We start from the raw sequence: 15955 nt of genomic DNA on the forward strand, positions 1-15955 counted from the left end.
CGCTGACCCCCTCTTTTCGTCGACGCAGCCGCCATGCGGCTGCGTCGGCTTTAGACGTACTCCCGGACCAGGGTGAGCATGTCGTCCACGGAGCCGGCGGGGTCGCTGATCGGATACTGCACCGCGCGGATGACGGCGTCGGGATCCGCCAGCAGGCTGAGGCGCTTGAGCCGGTCGGTGCCGCCGGCCCGAAACGTCGGCAGCAGCATTCCGGCCGCGAGTTTCATGTCCTGATCGGACAGCAGCGGGTAGGGCAGCTTCGCGTGCGAGACGAAGGCCGCCAACTGGTCGGGCCGCTGGGTGCTGACGCCGCGGATGGTGGCTCCGGACGCCTCGAAGTCGGCGTGCCGCGACGCGTACGTGAGCGACTCCAGGGTGCAGCCCTTGGCGCCCGGGATGTCCTCCCAGCCTGGCGGATAGGCCTGCGGGCCCGGAGCGAAGGCGCCGGGGAAGAAGTAGAGCACGGTCCACGCGCCACCTGGGGCGCTGGGCGGCACCCACTCGCCGTCGTGCCGTTCCAGTACGACATCTGGCAGCCTCCGGCCGATCAGCTCGTGCGTCCGGCGCGCCTCGGCGGAGCCGCCGTCGCCGGCGGCGGTCAGCGTGCCGTCGCCCAGTACGTGCCTGGTGCCCCAGTCCTGGAGGGCGATCAGCGCGGGTAGCAGGCCCTCGCCCTTCGCGGTCAGCAGGTAGTCGTACCGGGGTGGGTGACGGGAGTACGCCTCCTTGCGCAGTACGCCGTGCGCGACGAGGTTGGCCAGGCGCTCGGCGAGTGCGCGCCGGCTCACGCCGAGCTCCCGCTGCAGGCCGTCGAAGCGGGTGATGCCGCCTGCGACGTCGCGGATCACCAGGAACGTCCACCAGTCGCCGATGACCCCGAGCGCCTGAGCGATGCCGCAGTCGGCGTCGGAAAGATCACTGCGCTTCACACCCCAACTATAGTAAGTTCCGTTTTGGAACTCGCCTGGGGAGGTGCGGGGGATGGCAAGCGTCTTCTGGCGGTGGTGGACAGCGGGCACCACCAGCGCGGTCGGTTCGGCGGTGAGTGCTGTGGCGCTGCCGCTCACGGCGCTGACCGTGCTCGACGCCTCGGCGTTCGAGATGGGGGTGATCGCTGCCGCCAGCTACGTCGCCTGGATCGTGATCGGCCTGCCTGCCGGGGTCATCGTGCAGCGGCTGCCCATGCGGCGCGTCCAGATCAGTGCCGACGTGGCCCGTGCGGTGGCCGTCAGCTCGATCCCGCTGGCCTGGTGGGCGGGGCGCCTGACGGTGGCGCAACTGGTGATCGTGGCCCTGATCATCAGCTTCGCGAACGTCGTCTTCGACGTCGCCAACTCGACCTTCCTGCCGGCGATCGTGAGCAAGGAGCAGTTGCAGTCTCGCAACAGCCTCACCTCCGGTACGCACGCCACCACCCAACTCGGTGGGCCCTCCGTCGGCGGTCTCGTCGTCCAGGTTCTCGGCGCGGTGCCCACCCTGCTCGTCGACGCGGTCAGCTACCTCGTCTCGGCGTTGCTGCTGCGGACCCTGCCCGAACGCCGCGCCGCCGCGCCCGACCGCTGGCCGCCGGTGCGCGCGATGGTCCGCGAAGGCTGGCGGTTCGTCGTGCGCCACCCGGTCATGGGTCCGTGCATGTGGGCCGCGACCGCGGCCAATGCCGTCTGCGGGGCGCAGCACGCGCTGTACGCCCTCTACCTCGTGCGAGAGCTGCACGCCGAGCCCGGACTCGTCGGCCTGCTGCTCGCCGCCGATGGCGTGGGCACGCTGATCGGCGCGGCTCTCACCAACCGGATCACGGCCCGGTTGGGTACCGCCCGTGCCCTGATCGCCGCGGGCTTCGTCGCCGTGGCCGGCACAATCCTCGTACCCATCGGCGCCGGCTGGCAGGGCTTCGTCGCCTTCGCCGTGGGCAACGTGGTCTTCTCCATCGGCGTGGTGGTGCTCAGCGTGGTGACCCGCACCTACCGGCAGATCGCCAGCCCGCCCGAGCTGCTGCCCCGGGTGATGGCGACGGTCCGCTTCGTCTCCTGGGGCGCGATCCCGATCGGGGGCCTCGTCGCGGGAGCCGCCGCCGGCGTCCTCAGTGGACGGATCACCCTGCTGCTCTTCGTCGTAGCGGCCGCCTGCATGCCGCTGGTCCTGCTGGCCTCGCCGGTACGCCACCTGCGCGACCTGACCGACTACGAGGACGACGACTCCGGCCGGCCGGCGGGCGCGCGGGTGGCCATCCGAGCCTGAAAACCTCTGCGCCGCTGGACGGGATCCCGTTAGATGAGCGCGTGCTCCCTGAATTCATCGTTTCTCCGAAGGTGACCGCCGGAGACAAGGTGGCTGTGGTCTCCCTGTCGTTCGCCGCGCCCGGCGCGTTTCCGGCCGTACACGAGGTCGCGATGCGGCGGCTGCGTGACGAGTTCGGTGTCGAGCCGGTGGAGTACCCGACCGCTACCGCCTGGCGGTCACGAGCCTGGCGGCGGAGATGTCGAGGCCGGCATAGACATACCGGTGCGGCATAGTGGACGGGTGCGCGGCGCGGCGCGGATCGTCATCGACGCGCCGATCACCCGCATCGGCAACGTGTGTTGAACCTTTCCGGCATCACCTCGCTACTCACCTGTGATGGAGTCTGACGACGCGGCGCTGCTTCGCCGGGTCGCGCGCGGAGACAGCGGCGCGCTGACCCGGCTGTACCAGGCGCACAGCGGCCGCCTGTTCGGCTACCTGCTGCGCCTGGCGGGTGACCGGATGACCGCCGAGGAGATCCTGCAGGACACGATGCTCGCGGTCTGGCGGTCCGCTGGCACGTACGCGGGCGGGTCCACGGTGACGACGTGGCTGTTCGGGGTGGCGCGGCGGCAGGCGTACAACCGGCTGCGGGGCGCGCCGCCGCCGTCACCGACCGAGCCGCTGGATCGGGCCGATCCCGCGCCCGGCCCGGACGAGCTGGCCATCGCGGCGGCCGGCGGCACGCCGGTGGCCGGCGCGATCGGCGAGCTGCCCGACCACCACCGGGAGGTGATCGGGCTGGTGTTCGTCGCCGGCCTGCCGCTCGCGGAGGTCGCCGCAGTGCTGGGCGTGCCCGTCGGCACGGTCAAGAGCCGGCTCCACCACGCCCGGGCCGCGCTGGCCCGCACGCTCGCCACCCAGGGGGTGCCGGAATGAAGCATCCCAGAAGAACGATCCGCTTCGCTTCACGTTTCGCCGGGGGCCCCGCATGAACGAACAACTGGTGGAGTACGCGGCGGGCTCGCTCGGTCAGGCCGACCGCGCCCGGGTCGAGGAGCACCTGGCCGGCTGCGCCGACTGCCGCGCCGACCTGGCCGGGTGGGCCCTGCTCGCGGAGGCGGCGGGCACGGCCGCCGCCCCTCCCGGTCCAGATCTGGTACGGGGCGCGCTGTTGCGCAGTGCCCTGGTCGAGCCTGAGCCGGTCACCCGGCGACCGGCATGGTTTTCGCTGTCGCTGGTGCTGGCCGAGGCACGCCTCGTGCGTGTCTCGGTGCTCGTGGCGTCCGCACTGGTCATGGCGCTCGGCGTGGTCATGGCCGCGATGCCGGCGGCATACGACGGCTGGGCCGGCGACGTCCTGGCGCTCGTCGCGCCCGTGGTGGCCGCGGCGGGTGTCGCCGGCGTGCACGGGCCGCGCCGCGACCCGGCCTTCGAGGTGGTCGCCGCGACACCGACGTCGCCGAGGCTGATCCTGCTCACCCGGATCGCGCTCGTCTTCGCGTACGACCTGGTGCTGGCGCTCGCCGCCTCGGGCGTGGTGGCCGCCGTAGGCGCCGACCCGTCCGGCGTGCGGGAGCTGATCGCCGCGTGGCTCGGCCCGATGGCGCTGCTGTCCGCGCTCAGCCTCGTGCTGGTGGTCTGGGTCGGCGCCGACATCGCGCTCGGCGTGGCGGTCGTGCTGTGGGCGCTGCGGGTGCTGGCCGGCGGGGTTCTGGTGGACGTGGGCGGGGTGCTCGACGTGGTCCGCGCGGCGTGGTCGACGAACCTCGCCACCGTGCTCACGGCGGCCGGCCTCCTGGCGGTCGCGATGATTCTCGCCGGTCGCGGTGAACCCTTGCGCCGGTCCCGCGCTACTCACCTGCTGTGAGACCACTACCGTTGTGGCGGCACGAGGTACAGCGCGCCGGGTGGACAGCCCTGCTGACCCCGCCGCTGGCCGTCGCCGCCCCCCTCCTCATCGCGTTCGTCGACGCCGGCGCCAGCGCCTCCGACCGCGAGATCGCGCAGAACTTCTTCGGTGCCCTGGAGATGGGCGTCCCGCTGGCCGCCGGGATCGGCGCCGCCTCGCTGGTCGGCCGCGATCCGGCCGCCGAGCTGCTGTTGACCACGCCGGAGGGGTACCGGGCGGTGCTGCTGCGCCGGCTCGCCGTCACCGTCGGATGGGCCGCGCTGATGGCCGTACTCCTTGCCGGGACGATGGTCGCGACCGGATGGTGGGCTCGGTGGCCCGCCAACCACGGGCCGCTCGTCGGCCAGCTCATCTGGCTCGCGCCGACGCTGGGGCTCGCCACGCTCGGCTTCCTGGCCGGCGCCGCGTTCCGCGGCCCGGCGGCGGCCGGTGGCCTGGTGGCGATCTGCTGGCTCGTCCAGCAGATCTTCGCCGAAACGGTGCAGGAGCAGGGCTGGTCGCGCCTGCTGTACCTGTTCGCGACCACGCGAGGCACGGTGCCGGCTGACTGGACCGCGAACCGGATCACGCTGATCGCCGCCGCCGCGGTGTTCGCCGCCGTGGCGTGGCCGTTGCTGGGCCGCACCGAACGCCTACTACCGGAGGTAACAGAGTGAAGCACCCCACGAAAGCGCTCCGCTTCGCGCCACGTTTCCGTGGGGGCCCCGCGTGAGCGCCGTTGTCCGGTACGAGATGGTGATGATGCTCCGCAAGCGGTCGATGTGGATCACGAACGCGGTCATCGTGCTGCTGCTGGTGCTGCTCAACGTCCGCGGCTGGGACGACGTGCTGCGGGATCCGGACGTGCGGGAGACGATCGCGTCGACGGTCTTCCTGTTCAACCTCATGCTGCCCGTCGGGTACGGCTGCCTGCTCGCCGATCGCCTGATCCGCGACACCCGGCTGGGCGTGGCACCCATACTGGACGCCACGCCGGCCTCGCCGGCCGCCCGCCTTGTGGGCAAGTACCTCGGTGTGTGCGCCGCGACCACTGTGCCGCTCGCGGTGGTGCTGTTCGGCTTCGCGGCCGTGTACGCCGTGACGGCGGGCCAGCCGGTCGCGCTTGCCTGGGCCGCCGTGGCGTTCGCGGTCGTCGTCGTGCCGGCGGTGCTCTTCGTGGGAGCCTTCGCGCTCACCGTGCCGCTCATCATGCCGGCGCCGCTGTTCCGCGTGCTGTTCGTCGGGTACTGGTTCTGGGGCAACGGAATCAGCCCCACGGTGATGCCGACTACCTCGCAGAGCGTGCTGTCGCCGATCGGCGTCTATCCCAACCAGGAACTCGTGGGTTGGCGGGGCGACTTCACGGTGGCCGGACCGGTGCCGGGCGCCACGCTGAACTTCCTGCGCCCCGAGGCCACCACCGCCACCGCTTGGCTGTCCATCGGCGTCCTGATCGCGGCCGCCGCCCTCGCACTCGGCGTCGCCCAGGCGCTACGCGTTCGCACGACTCGATAGGAGACGCTCCCATGCGGATCGAGATTTCCGGGCTGACGAAGGTGTACAAGGGAAAGGGTCGTGCGCTCGACGGCCTGGACCTCGTCGTCCCGACCGGGATGTTCGGACTGCTCGGCGCCAATGGCGCCGGCAAGACCACACTGATGCGCATCCTGGCCGGCCTGTTGCGGCCCACCGCGGGCACGGTGCGGGTGGGCGAGCACGATGTCGCGGCGCGCGCCGGACGCCTTGCCGTGCAACGGATCCTCGGCTACCTGCCGCAGGATCTCGGTGTGTACCCCGACCTGACCGCGCGCGAGTTCCTCGACTACATCGCGCTGCTCAAAGGGATCGACGACCGTGCGGCGCGGCGGCGCCGGGTCGGCGAGCTGCTCGACGTGGTGGCGCTGACCGCCGACGCTGACCGTCGACTGCGCGGCTACTCAGGCGGGATGCGGCGCCGGGTCGGCATCGCGCAGGCCCTGCTCGCCGATCCCCGGCTGCTCATCGTCGACGAGCCCACCGCCGGGCTGGACCCGGAGGAGCGGATTCGGTTCCGCACCCTGCTGTCGCAGCTCGCCGGCCAGCGGACGGTGCTGTTGAGCACCCACATCGTCGACGACGTCGCGCAGACCTGCCGCGAGCTGGCGGTGCTCGCAAGCGGACGGTTGGTGTTCCGTGGCACCGTCGGTGATCTCACCAGGCAGGCCGATGGTCGAGTGTGGACGATCGTTACGCCGGGGCCGGCTCCGGTGAGCGGCACGGTCGTCTCCGCGCTGCCCCACGACGGCGGCATGCGCTACCGCGTCGTCGGCCCCGAGCGACCCGCTCCGGAGGCCGACCGCGCCGACCCGAACCTCGAGGACGGCTACCTCGCTCTGGCCCAGAAAGCCACGTGACCCGGCGGACGAGGGCAGAATCTGAGGAGTGACCCAGGGCGCGCGGGACGCGCATCGCCGCCGGGAGTGGCAGGACGCTCGGGACGGGTTCCGGGCGGCGGCGGAGCGCGGGCCGCTGTCGGCCGACGACCTGGACGCGTGGGCGGACGCGGCCTGGTGGCTGGGGCTCGTCGACGAGTCGATCGCCGCCGCCACCGAGGCGTACCGGCTGTTCCTCGCCGACGGCCGGCCGCAGCGGGCCGCGACCTGCGCGGTCGGGGTGGCCGTCAACGCGGCCGGGCGCACGAACCGCCAGATCGCCACCGAGCTGGCCATCGCCGAGAAGACCGTCGCCCGCCACCTGTCCAACATCTTCACCAAGATCGACGTCGGGACGCGCACCGAGGCGGCGGCGTACGCGTTCACCCACGGCCTCGTTCGTGGGTGATACGACCCAGTTCCCGGGCAGCCGCCTGCGCAACTCGCCCGATCGGGCGGCCCGGCCACCAGCGCCGGGCTCGCCGAGCGCGCCGGCCTCGACGAGCGCTACGTCCGCGAGTGGCTGGGCGCGCTGACGACCGGCGGCATCATCGAGTACGACGGGAGCACTCGCACCTACACGCTGCCGCCCGAACACGCCGCCAGCCTCACCGGCGGCGGAGCCGCGAACCTGGCACCGAGCAGCCAGATCATCGTCCTGCTCGCCGAGCACGTCGACGGCGTCACCCGGGCCTTCCGGGAGGGCGGCGGCGTGCCGTACGAGCGGTTCCAGCCGCGGTTCACCGACGTCATGGACGCCCTCGGTCGCGGCACCTACGACGAGTTCCTGGTCGGCGGGTTCCTGCCGCTCGCCGGTGACCTTACCGCCCACCTGGCACGCGGCATCCGCGCCGCCGACGTGGGCTGCGGCACCGGCCGCTGCGTCAACCTGATGGCGCAGGCGTACCCCGCGTCGACGTTCGTCGGCTACGACCTGTCCGCCGGTGCGATCGCCCGCGCCCGTACCGAGGCGGCGCAGCTCGGCCTGGCGAACGCCGCGTTCGAGGTCCTCGACGTCACCCAACTCCCCGCGGCACCCGGCTTCGACGCGGTGTTCGCCTTCGACGCCATCCACGACCAGGCCGCGCCGGCGACGGTGTTGCGGCGGGTGTACGAGGCCCTCACACCGGGTGGCGTCTTCTTCATGGTGGACATCAACGGCGCGAGCGACGTCGAGGCCGACAAGGGCAACCCGTTCGCGCCCATGATGTACGCCATGAGCACCCTGCACTGCATGACCGTGTCGCTGGCCGCAGGCGGCGCCGGCCTCGGCACCATGTGGGGCCGGGAGCTCGCCGAACGGATGCTCGCCGAGGCAGGCTTCCTCGACACCGCCGTCCACGAAGCCCCCGGCGACCCCATCAACCTGATCTACGTCACCTACAAACCCGACGAGCCGTGAACCGTTTGGGGGCCGGCGTCCGATGAGGGGATTGTGACCACGCCAACCGACGGTGAGCTGCTGGGCCGGGTCGCGGCCGGCGATCGGGACGCCTTCGAGGAGTTCTATCGCCGGCACGCGACCTGGCTGACCCTGCGGCTCCGCTACCGGTGCGCCGACGGCACCGTGGTCGACGACGTGGTGCAGGAGACGTTCCTGGCCGTGTGGCGGGGCACGGCGCGCTACCGCGAGCAGCAGACCGGCGACGTGGCCGGCTGGCTGTGGCGGATCGGCTCGCGCCGGCTGATCGACTCGCTGCGCGGGCACGGCGTGCGGCAGCGGCTCGCCGGGTTGCTGGCCCGGCGCCGGTTCGCCGATGCGCCGTCGGCCGAGGAGCAGGTGCTGCTCGGGGTCGAGCACGGCGATCTGGCCGGTGCGCTGGCCCGGCTCTCGCCCGAGTTGCGCGCGGTCGTGCAGGCGACCGTGCTCGACGGGCTGAGCACGTCGGAGGCGGCGGTGCTGCTGGGCATCCCCGCCGGCACGGTCAAGACCCGGGCGATGCGGGCCCGGCGGCAGTTGCGCCAGGAGCTGGCGTGACCGGCGAGGAGGAGACACCCATGGGCGGGCTCGGGTGGCACGTGCCGGATGGCGAGCTGCGGCGGTACGCCGACCGGGCACTGGCGCCGCCACTGCTGTGGTCGACTGAGGCGCACCTGGCCGCGTGCGCCCAGTGCCGTGACCGGCTCACCGTCGCGGTGGGCGCTGGCCTGGCGCACGCCGGCTGGGAGCGGCTGGCGGCGGAGCTCGACGCGCCCGTCCCAGGGCCCGTCGAGCGCCTGTTGACCCGCCTCGGGGTGCCGGAGCACACAGCACGGCTACTGGCGGCCACGCCGGTGTTGAGGCTCTCGTGGCTGGCGGCGGTGGCCATCACGCTGGCGCTCACCGCACTGCTGGCCCACCTGGCGCACCCAGCGGTGTTTCTCGCCGCGGCGCCACTGCTGCCGGTGGCCGGGGTGGCGCTGTCCTTCGGCCCGCGCGTCGACCCGACGTACGAGATCGCGCTGGTGGCCCCGATGCACACGTTCCGGCTGCTGCTGTTGCGGTGCGTGGCGGTGCTGTTCGCCACCACGGCGCTGAGCGCGGCGGCGAGCCTTGCCCTGCCGGAGTTCGGCCTGGCGGCGGTGGGCTGGTTCCTGCCGGCGCTGGTGCTGACGACGCTCAGCCTCGCGCTGACGCCCCGCTTCGGTCCGGTGCTCGCGGCCGTCGCGGTCGGCGTCGGCTGGGTCGTACTGGTGACCTCGACCTGGGGCGCCGGCTCCGCCGGCTCGGCCGTCTTCGTGCCCGCCGGCCAGCTCGCGCTCGCACTTACCGGCGGCCTGGCCGCCCTGACGGTGGCCCGGCTGCGCCGGGCCTTCGAAACCCCAAGGAGGATTCGTTGACCATCGCCGCGACGATGCCCGCGGTCCGCGCGTCGGAGTTGACGCTGCGGTACGGCCGGACGCTCGCCCTGGACAGCGTGGCGTTCACGCTGCGGGAAGGCGTAACCGGTCTGCTCGGCCCGAACGGTGCGGGCAAGACGACGCTGTTGCGGATCATCGCGACCGCGCTGGCACCCGACAGCGGGCAGCTCACCGTGCTGGGGGCCGACCCCCGCACCGGGTCTGGCCGGCTGGCGGTCCGCCGGCGCCTCGGCTACCTGCCGCAGGATCCCGGTTTCCACCCAGGTTTCACCGCGTTCGAGTTCGTCGACTACGTGGCGATCCTCAAGGAGTTGACCGACCGGCGGGCCCGGCACCAGGAGGCGCGCCGGGTGCTGGCCGCGGTCGGCATGGAGCGCCAGGCCGGCAAGCGGATCCGGGCGCTGTCTGGCGGGATGCGCCAGCGGGTGGCGCTGGCCGCCGCCCTGGTGGGCGATCCCGACCTGCTGATCCTCGACGAGCCGACCGTGGGCCTCGACCCCGAGCAGCGGATGCGTTTCCGCGAGGTCATCGCCGAGCTGGGGGAGCGGCGCACGGTGCTGCTGTCGACGCATCAGACCGAAGAGGTGATGGCCCTGTGCCAGCGGGTGATCGTGCTGGATCGGGGCACCGTCCGCTTCGAGGGCCAGCCGGGCGAGCTGGCCGACCTGGCCGCGGGGCGCGTCTGGACGAGCGGCGCCCGTGAACCGGGCGCGCTCGCGTCGTGGCGCACCGGCTCCGGGCTGTACCGGCACGTCGGCGACCCGCCACCGGGCGCCGACCTGGTCACCCCGACGGTCGAAGACGGCTACCTGCTGTTCGTCGACCCGCCCGCGACGCACGGTGGGGAGGGCGCGTGAGCACGACCGTCATCGAGCGTCCCGGGTCGGCCACCGCCGCCCAGGCGGCTGATCCGCGCGGGGCGATGCTCGCCCTGGCCAGGGTGGAGGCGCGCCGGCTGCTGCGGCACCCGGTCACGATCGTGGGCCTGCTGCTGTTCCTCGCGCCGATGGTCTACGAGTGGGTCAGCGGCGGTGCCAACAGGTACCCGGTGCTGCACGACGAAGACTGGTCGAAGCAGTTCATCGGCATGCTCACGCTCGGAGGCGCCGCACTCGTCGCGGCCAACCTGGCCGTGCTGCGGGCACACCGGCACCGCACGACCGCACAGTACGCCGTGCTCGTCCTGCCCGACCCGTGGCGCACCGGCGGGTTCCTGCTGTCGGTCGTGCCGTTCGCGGGCATCGTCGCCGTGCTCGTCGCGCTGCGCGTGGGCCTGCTCGCCCTGTTGCCCGGCGCGGTTGGCCGGCCCAACCCGTACGAGCTGGCCGTCTTCCCAGCGATTGTCCTGCTGCTCGGCGCGTTGGGTGTGCTGCTGGCCCGGGTGGCCCGCACCACGGTGGTCGCGCCGCTGGTGCTGCTCGGTCTCGTGGTCGCCACGTTCGCCGGCGTCCTGCGGACGGTGCCCGGCACGCAATACCTGCGCTGGCTACTGCCGGTGTCGCTGGAAGAGCCGCTGATGCCGTATCCGCTGGAGATGGTGGCCCGGCCCGCCGGACGGCACCTCGTTTACATCGTTGGCCTGCTGGTGGTCCTGGTCGTTGCCGCCCTCGCCGTGACGGGCGCTCGTGGCCGCCGGCTGACCCTGGCCGGCGCGGCCGGTCTCGCGGTCGCGGTCCTGGCGGGATCGGCGCAGTACCTTCCGGTGAGCGACGCGGTCGAGAAGGCCCGCGTCGACGCCGTCGAGCGCCCGGCCGGCATGCAAACCTGCCGCACCGTCGACCAGGTCACGTACTGCGCGTTCGACGAGTTCGTCCCGTGGATCGATGGGTGGGACAGCGTGGTCCGCGGCGTGCTGCGCGCGGTTCCCGAGGAGGAGGCACGCAAGCCGCTGGCCGTCCGGCAACGAGTGTCCACAGACGACACCCGTGCGAACGGCTTCGTCAGTGGACCCGAAGACCGGGCCGTGGTGGCGGAGGCGTGGCGGCGCATCGACGACGCGGCCGGCACGCCGAACGCGGTGACGACCGGCACCCACTGGGGCGAAGGGGAAGACGAGATTGGGTTCGCGGGTCGGGTGGCGTTCGAGGTCGTTGCGCGCAAGGGGCCCGGTGCGGACGGGGTAATCTGCGGCACCCGAGGCATCCTGGTCGGCTGGCTGGCCGGGCAGGCCACCCCACTGGCCGCCGCCGGACTGCGAGAGGTCGACGCCAACAGCTGGGGCGGGGTGTCGTTCTTCGACCGAAGCTCCAACGCCTTCATCACGGTGGACGACCGGGAGATGGCGGTGGCACTGGCGCTGCTCAAGCGGCCCGCCGCCGAGGTCGCCGAGACGGTCAAGCGGTCGTGGGCCGAGCTGAGCGCGGCCGACACGCCGACCGAGCGGGCCGGCGAGATCTTCGGCGTACCGGTGCTCCCGCCGCCTCCCGTGCAGGAGCGCAGCACGTGTATGCCGTGACCGCTCGGGTCGCACCCGCGCTGCTGGTGCCGACCGCGCGGGCGATGAGCTGGCTGCCGTTCCTAGCGGCAGCCGGCTTCGGCCTGCTGATCGTCGTCGTCCCGGCGGCCATGAGTGTCGTGCTCTCCGACGAAGACCTGGTCCGGCTGCTGCGCGTCGCGGCGCTGTGCGGCGCCCTCGGCGTCGCCTTTCTCCTCGATGACCCGGCGGCCCGCCTGATCGCCACGGTGCCGACGCCCCGCCTGGTCCGGCACGCCGTCCGCACGGTGGTCGCGCTCGCCGCGGCGGCCCTGTGGTGGGCCGCCGTCGTCGGGATCACGGTCGCCGGCGCCGACAAGGAGGTCGCCGCCCACCTACCCCTGTGGGACGCCAGCCTGGAGGCGGCGGCCTTCACCGGCGCCGCCCTGGCGCTGGCCGCCGCCCGGTCGCGCAACGGCACGGCCGGCGCTGGTGCGGTCGCCGCGCCGGCCGTACTCGTCCTCGCGTTGCTGCTCAGCCGCCTGCCGGAGCGGCTGGCGATGCTGGTCGCGCCCGGCGACCCGCGGTGGGAGGCCGCCCACGACCGGTGGGCGCTGCTGCTGGCGGTCGGGGCCGCCGGGCTCCTCTGGGCCGGCCACGAGCCGGTCAGAGCACGGCGCTTCCGTACATCTCGCCTAGCGGGTCCGCGATCAGTTCGAGGCGGGCGCCGTCCGGGTCCTTGAAGTATGCCCATCAGAGAAATGCGAACGCGAGCGCGACCAGCGGCGCCAGCCCCTGAATCGCTGCCGCCCGCACCATCTTCGGGTTGCTGGCCAGCAGTACGAGCGCCGCGGCGAGCATGCTGGCGCAGGCGAACACCACGACCGCACGGCCCGCCGGGTCGGACCCCGTCCACACCACGAGCAGTCCGCCGAGGGCGCCCAGTGCCAGGAACAGGTTGTAGAAGCCCTGGTTGAACGCCCACGGCCGCGCCGCGGGCAGGTCGCTCGCCTTGACGCCGAATGTCCCGTGGACGGCTGGTCGGGCGAAAAGCACGCTCTCCATCGTGAAGATCATGATGTGGATCAGCCCGGCGACCAGGGCGGCGACCTGCGCGATTACGTTCATGCGGTGATTGTCACCCGTTGGGGTTGAACGCGATGCCGGACGGCAGGGCGCGTGCGAGCATGGCGTTGAACCGGCTGTCCTTGAGGTCGAAGAGGGCACTGCCGAAGTTCGCGTCGCTGAGGGCGTCACGGACCCCGGCCGGGTAGCCGTTCCAGCCGACCAGTGTCGGATACTGCCAGACGCCGTAGTGGTTCTCCGCCGGCTCGTCGCCCGCGTTGCCGAGGCGGAAGGCGTGCGACCCGGCGCCGTCCTTGTGGTACACGATTTTGGGGTGTGTGCCGTCCCAGCGGACGGCGGTGCTGGCGTGGACCGTGAAGTCGCCGTGGGCCGAAGTCGACACGAACCGGGCCTGGTCGTTCTGGACCCACACGACGGCGTGCTCCCAGTCGTGGCGGTGGCCGCTCTCGATGTTGGCCAGCACCTGGTCCTTCTCGAAGTACAGGGCGTACGCGTAGGCGCACCAGCCGTTGTTGCACTTGTAGCGGGCGTACCCGTTGGTGTTGTTCAGGTCGGACTGGTCGCGGCATTGGCCGTTGAGGGCGCCGGTGGGCTTCAGGCCGCCGTTGAGGGCACCGGTGGGGCCGACAGCGGGAGTCGGGTAGCAGCCGTCGGTGTCGTAGTCGTACGCCGGCTGCCACTTCTGCTCGACCGCCTCGGCGTTGCCGGGCAGCTTGGCCGGTGGGGCGGCGAGGGCGGCGCCCGCCGCCACGAGGACCAGCGCCATGGCGCCGCCCGCGACGAACAGCGGTCTGAGCACCCGTCTAGCCATACAAGAATCTCCTTCGCGTTTGAGTCGCGGTGCGAAAGAGTGTCGCTCGTAGGGACCAGGTAGCGCTAGTGGCAAATCCGTCTATGTCGCGAACCGTCAGGCACCGGCCGCCCGCCGTTCACGCTGGTACATGATGGAAGCGTGCTGACACAGGTTCACTCGGTGTCCGCGCTGCTCGACAGGGAGGCGTGCGCGGAGGTGGTGCCGACCCGTCCCGCGCCGCACCTGCTGCCGTACGTCGCCGGATACGGGGGCTTCCGGGCGGGCGCCGCTCCCATCGGGCGGCGGATACTGCCGCTCAACCTCACCACGCTCATCGTCGACTTCGCCGGCCCGAGCCGCCTCGTGACCGGCCCGCGCGCCACACCACTGCTCCACGACGAGCCGGCCTGGCGGTACGGGGTGTCGATCGGGCTCACACCGGCGGGCGCCCTCGCACTCCTGGATACACCGGCGGCGGCCATGGTGGGACAGGTGGTGTCGCTGGACGCCGTGCTCGGGCGGGACGGCGACCGGCTGGCGGACCGGCTCGGCGAACTGCCGGACTGGCCCGCGCGGTTCGCCGCGCTCGACGAGTGGTTCACGCGACGGTTGCATGTGGATGGTGCGAGCAGCATTGTGGACCGCGCGTGGTGGCGGCTCCAACATGGACATCGGCTCACGATTGGCAGCCTCGCCAGCGAACTCGGCGTCAGCCAGCGGTACCTCCAAATTGGATTCCGCAGGCACATCGGCCTACCACCGAAGACGGTGGCGCGCATCGCCCGTTTCCAGCACGCGGTCGGCGAGCTCGCGGCACCGTCGGCCACGATCGCGGCGGTGGCCGCGTCCGCGTACGCCGATCAGTCGCACTTTCACCGCGAGACCCGCGCGCTCGCGGGCGTCACGCCCGCGGAGCTGTTCGCGTTCGTCCAAGACCTGATGTCGCGCCGCGACTAGCGTCGCGGCATGATCTTTTCGGGAAAGACCGCGCTCGTCACCGGCGGCTCGCGGGGCATCGGCCGGGCCGTCGTGCGGCGGCTCGCAGCCGACGGCGCGCGGGTCGTGTTCACATTCAAGGTGTACGCGGACGCGGCGCGCGCCCTCGCCGATGAGCTGGACGGCGCCGTGGCTGTCCGCGCGGACCAGGAAGACCTGGGTACCGTCGACGCGTTGCTGGACGCGGTGGGCGACCGCCTCGACATACTCGTCAACAACGCGGCCGTCAACCCACCCACCGCACTCGCCGACATCACCGGCGAGGAGTTCGACCGGGTGATGACGGTCAACGTGAAGTATCCCCTGACGCTGATGCAGCGCGGGGCGGCGCGGATGCCGGACCACGGGCGGATCGTCAACATCTCCACGCTCAACACCGCGATCCCGGCGCCGGGCCTCGCGCTCTACTGCGCCAGCAAGGCCGCCCTGGAGCAGGTGACCAAGGTGGTCGCGCGCGAGCTGGGCGGCCGGGGCATCACCGCCAACGTGGTCTCGCCCGGCACCACCGACACCGACATGTTCCGTGACACCAACCCGCCCGAGGCGGTCGAGCAGTCCGCCGCGTTCGCGGCGCTGGGGCGGATCGGCCAGCCGGCGGACATCGCGAACGTCGTCGCGCTTCTCGCCAGCCCGGACGGGCAATGGATCACCGGGCAGAACATCCGCGCGACCGGCGGCCTCATTCTCTGAAGTAGGACCGAACCTGACCTACATGGCGCCTACCGTTGAGGCATGAACGTTGTTCCGGATGGCTACCACACCGTCACCCCGTGGGTTATCTCCCGCGGCCACACCGCCGCGATCATCGACTTCGTCATCGCGGTCTTCGACGCCACCGACCTGGGCAGGATGGGCGACGACGGCAACATCGGCCACGCCGAGGTGCGCATCGGCGACTCGGTCGTCATGATGTTCGACCGTCCTGACTGGCCGGACCGGCCAGCGTTCCTCCGGGTATACGTCGCCGACGACGCCGACGTGCTGCGCCGAGCGGTGGAGCGCGGCGCCACCGTCGTCACCGAGCCGACCGAGCTGTTCTGGGGAGACCGGATCAGCCGGTTCCGCGACCCCTTCGGCAACCTGTGGTGGATCCACCAGCGCGTCGCCGAGCCGACCGAGGAGGAGATCGGCCGCCGTCTCACCGACCCGACATTCGTCAAGGCCATGGAGTACGTCTCCAGCGCCGACTTCTAACCCCACCCCGCCCTACCCGTCCCCACGCACCCCTCCCGTCCCCCACCCCGCCCCGCGCTCCGCCCCGCGCTCCGCCCCGCGCTCCGCCCCGCGCTCCGCCCCGCGCTCCG

Annotated in this window: 20 protein-coding genes and 1 pseudogene; 18 read left to right on the plus strand and 3 right to left on the minus strand. The window is 72.3% G+C overall.

What is annotated here, in order from left to right; all coding sequences use genetic code 11:
* Positions 1-50: 50 nt before the first annotated feature.
* A complete protein-coding gene (locus V6V89_RS35280) occupies positions 51-929 on the minus strand; it encodes a winged helix-turn-helix transcriptional regulator (RefSeq protein ID WP_334623978.1) in 879 nt (292 codons plus the stop codon).
* A 52-nt stretch (positions 930-981) separates the two neighbouring features.
* Here V6V89_RS35280 and V6V89_RS35285 point away from each other — a divergent pair, with 52 nt between their 5' ends.
* The 15 genes and pseudogenes from V6V89_RS35285 to V6V89_RS35350 all read left to right on the plus strand — a co-directional run bounded on the left by V6V89_RS35285 (position 982) and on the right by V6V89_RS35350 (position 12519).
* Positions 982-2238 carry an MFS transporter gene (locus V6V89_RS35285; RefSeq protein WP_334623979.1) on the plus strand — a complete coding sequence of 419 codons (1257 nt, stop codon included), beginning with the start codon at positions 982-984 and terminating at the stop codon, positions 2236-2238.
* A gap of 41 nt (positions 2239-2279) precedes the next feature.
* Positions 2280-2513 (plus strand): hypothetical protein, encoded by a 234-nt coding sequence (locus V6V89_RS41970; RefSeq protein ID WP_442935287.1) that lies wholly within the window; start codon positions 2280-2282, stop codon positions 2511-2513.
* Positions 2514-2616: 103 nt separating this feature from the next.
* Positions 2617-3159: an RNA polymerase sigma factor gene (locus V6V89_RS35295; protein WP_334623980.1), complete on the plus strand. Its 543-nt coding sequence runs from the start codon at positions 2617-2619 to the stop codon at positions 3157-3159.
* Between the two features lie 52 nt (positions 3160-3211).
* Positions 3212-4090, plus strand: coding sequence for a zf-HC2 domain-containing protein (locus V6V89_RS35300; protein ID WP_334623981.1), 879 nt, complete (start codon positions 3212-3214; stop codon positions 4088-4090).
* A complete protein-coding gene (locus V6V89_RS35305) occupies positions 4087-4788 on the plus strand; it encodes a hypothetical protein (RefSeq protein WP_334623982.1) in 702 nt (233 codons plus the stop codon). Before V6V89_RS35300 ends, V6V89_RS35305 begins: the two co-directional genes overlap by 4 nt.
* Before the next feature lie 52 nt (positions 4789-4840).
* Positions 4841-5626 carry a hypothetical protein gene (locus V6V89_RS35310; RefSeq protein WP_334623983.1) on the plus strand — a complete coding sequence of 262 codons (786 nt, stop codon included), beginning with the start codon at positions 4841-4843 and terminating at the stop codon, positions 5624-5626.
* Positions 5627-5637: 11 nt separating this feature from the next.
* Complete coding sequence (locus V6V89_RS35315; protein ID WP_334623984.1) at positions 5638-6504, plus strand: ABC transporter ATP-binding protein; 867 nt, start codon at positions 5638-5640, stop codon at positions 6502-6504.
* Between the two features lie 28 nt (positions 6505-6532).
* Positions 6533-6931, plus strand: a complete 399-nt coding sequence (locus V6V89_RS35320) for a response regulator transcription factor (protein WP_334623985.1) — start codon at positions 6533-6535, stop codon at positions 6929-6931.
* A gap of 60 nt (positions 6932-6991) precedes the next feature.
* Positions 6992-7123: pseudogene (locus V6V89_RS41975) on the plus strand (SAM-dependent methyltransferase); the annotation flags it as partial.
* Positions 7124-7234: 111 nt separating this feature from the next.
* Positions 7235-7924 carry a class I SAM-dependent methyltransferase gene (locus tag V6V89_RS35325; RefSeq protein ID WP_334623986.1) on the plus strand — a complete coding sequence of 230 codons (690 nt, stop codon included), beginning with the start codon at positions 7235-7237 and terminating at the stop codon, positions 7922-7924.
* 33 nt (positions 7925-7957) lie between these two features.
* Positions 7958-8500, plus strand: a complete 543-nt coding sequence (locus V6V89_RS35330) for an RNA polymerase sigma factor (RefSeq protein ID WP_334623987.1) — start codon at positions 7958-7960, stop codon at positions 8498-8500.
* Positions 8497-9342: a hypothetical protein gene (locus V6V89_RS35335; protein ID WP_334623988.1), complete on the plus strand. Its 846-nt coding sequence runs from the start codon at positions 8497-8499 to the stop codon at positions 9340-9342. The genes V6V89_RS35330 and V6V89_RS35335 overlap by 4 nt, the downstream gene beginning before the upstream one ends.
* Positions 9339-10220, plus strand: coding sequence for an ABC transporter ATP-binding protein (locus tag V6V89_RS35340; protein ID WP_334623989.1), 882 nt, complete (start codon positions 9339-9341; stop codon positions 10218-10220). Before V6V89_RS35335 ends, V6V89_RS35340 begins: the two co-directional genes overlap by 4 nt.
* Positions 10217-11818: a hypothetical protein gene (locus V6V89_RS35345; RefSeq protein WP_334623990.1), complete on the plus strand. Its 1602-nt coding sequence runs from the start codon at positions 10217-10219 to the stop codon at positions 11816-11818. The genes V6V89_RS35340 and V6V89_RS35345 overlap by 4 nt, the downstream gene beginning before the upstream one ends.
* Positions 11815-12519 (plus strand): hypothetical protein, encoded by a 705-nt coding sequence (locus V6V89_RS35350; RefSeq protein ID WP_334623991.1) that lies wholly within the window; start codon positions 11815-11817, stop codon positions 12517-12519. Before V6V89_RS35345 ends, V6V89_RS35350 begins: the two co-directional genes overlap by 4 nt.
* A 10-nt stretch (positions 12520-12529) precedes the next feature.
* Here V6V89_RS35350 and V6V89_RS35355 read toward each other — a convergent pair whose 3' ends face one another.
* The gene (locus V6V89_RS35355; protein ID WP_334623992.1) at positions 12530-12904 is read right to left on the minus strand and encodes a DUF1304 domain-containing protein; all 375 of its coding nucleotides are present in this window, start codon (positions 12902-12904) and stop codon (positions 12530-12532) included.
* A gap of 10 nt (positions 12905-12914) precedes the next feature.
* A complete protein-coding gene (locus tag V6V89_RS35360) occupies positions 12915-13673 on the minus strand; it encodes an NPP1 family protein (protein ID WP_334623993.1) in 759 nt (252 codons plus the stop codon).
* Between the two features lie 141 nt (positions 13674-13814).
* On the opposite strand from V6V89_RS35360, the gene V6V89_RS35365 reads away from it, so the two are divergent.
* The 3 genes from V6V89_RS35365 to V6V89_RS35375 are packed head-to-tail and all read left to right on the plus strand — an operon-like array spanning position 13815 to position 15845.
* Positions 13815-14612 carry a helix-turn-helix transcriptional regulator gene (locus V6V89_RS35365; protein WP_334623994.1) on the plus strand — a complete coding sequence of 266 codons (798 nt, stop codon included), beginning with the start codon at positions 13815-13817 and terminating at the stop codon, positions 14610-14612.
* Positions 14613-14621: 9 nt separating this feature from the next.
* Positions 14622-15341 (plus strand): SDR family oxidoreductase, encoded by a 720-nt coding sequence (locus V6V89_RS35370; RefSeq protein WP_334623995.1) that lies wholly within the window; start codon positions 14622-14624, stop codon positions 15339-15341.
* 42 nt (positions 15342-15383) lie between these two features.
* Entirely contained in the window at positions 15384-15845 is a 462-nt protein-coding gene (locus tag V6V89_RS35375; RefSeq protein WP_334623996.1) for a VOC family protein, read from the plus strand.
* Positions 15846-15955: the final 110 nt, after the last annotated feature.

This window comes from Micromonospora sp. CPCC 206061, from assembly GCF_036906915.1.
In the GTDB taxonomy this organism is placed as follows: domain Bacteria; phylum Actinomycetota; class Actinomycetes; order Mycobacteriales; family Micromonosporaceae; genus Phytohabitans.

What these genes read in the sequence shown, in the direction of transcription:
- V6V89_RS35285 (WP_334623979.1), top strand. Translation starts at nt 982, where the DNA reads ATGGCAAGCGTCTTCTGGCGGTGGTGGACAGCGGGCACCACCAGCGCG.
- V6V89_RS35295 (WP_334623980.1), top strand. Translation starts at nt 2,617, where the DNA reads ATGGAGTCTGACGACGCGGCGCTGCTTCGCCGGGTCGCGCGCGGAGAC.
- V6V89_RS35300 (WP_334623981.1), top strand. Translation starts at nt 3,212, where the DNA reads ATGAACGAACAACTGGTGGAGTACGCGGCGGGCTCGCTCGGTCAGGCC.
- V6V89_RS35315 (WP_334623984.1), top strand. Translation starts at nt 5,638, where the DNA reads ATGCGGATCGAGATTTCCGGGCTGACGAAGGTGTACAAGGGAAAGGGT.
- V6V89_RS35355 (WP_334623992.1), bottom strand. Translation starts at nt 12,904, where the DNA reads ATGAACGTAATCGCGCAGGTCGCCGCCCTGGTCGCCGGGCTGATCCAC.
- V6V89_RS35360 (WP_334623993.1), bottom strand. Translation starts at nt 13,673, where the DNA reads ATGGCTAGACGGGTGCTCAGACCGCTGTTCGTCGCGGGCGGCGCCATG.
- V6V89_RS35370 (WP_334623995.1), top strand. Translation starts at nt 14,622, where the DNA reads ATGATCTTTTCGGGAAAGACCGCGCTCGTCACCGGCGGCTCGCGGGGC.
- V6V89_RS35375 (WP_334623996.1), top strand. Translation starts at nt 15,384, where the DNA reads ATGAACGTTGTTCCGGATGGCTACCACACCGTCACCCCGTGGGTTATC.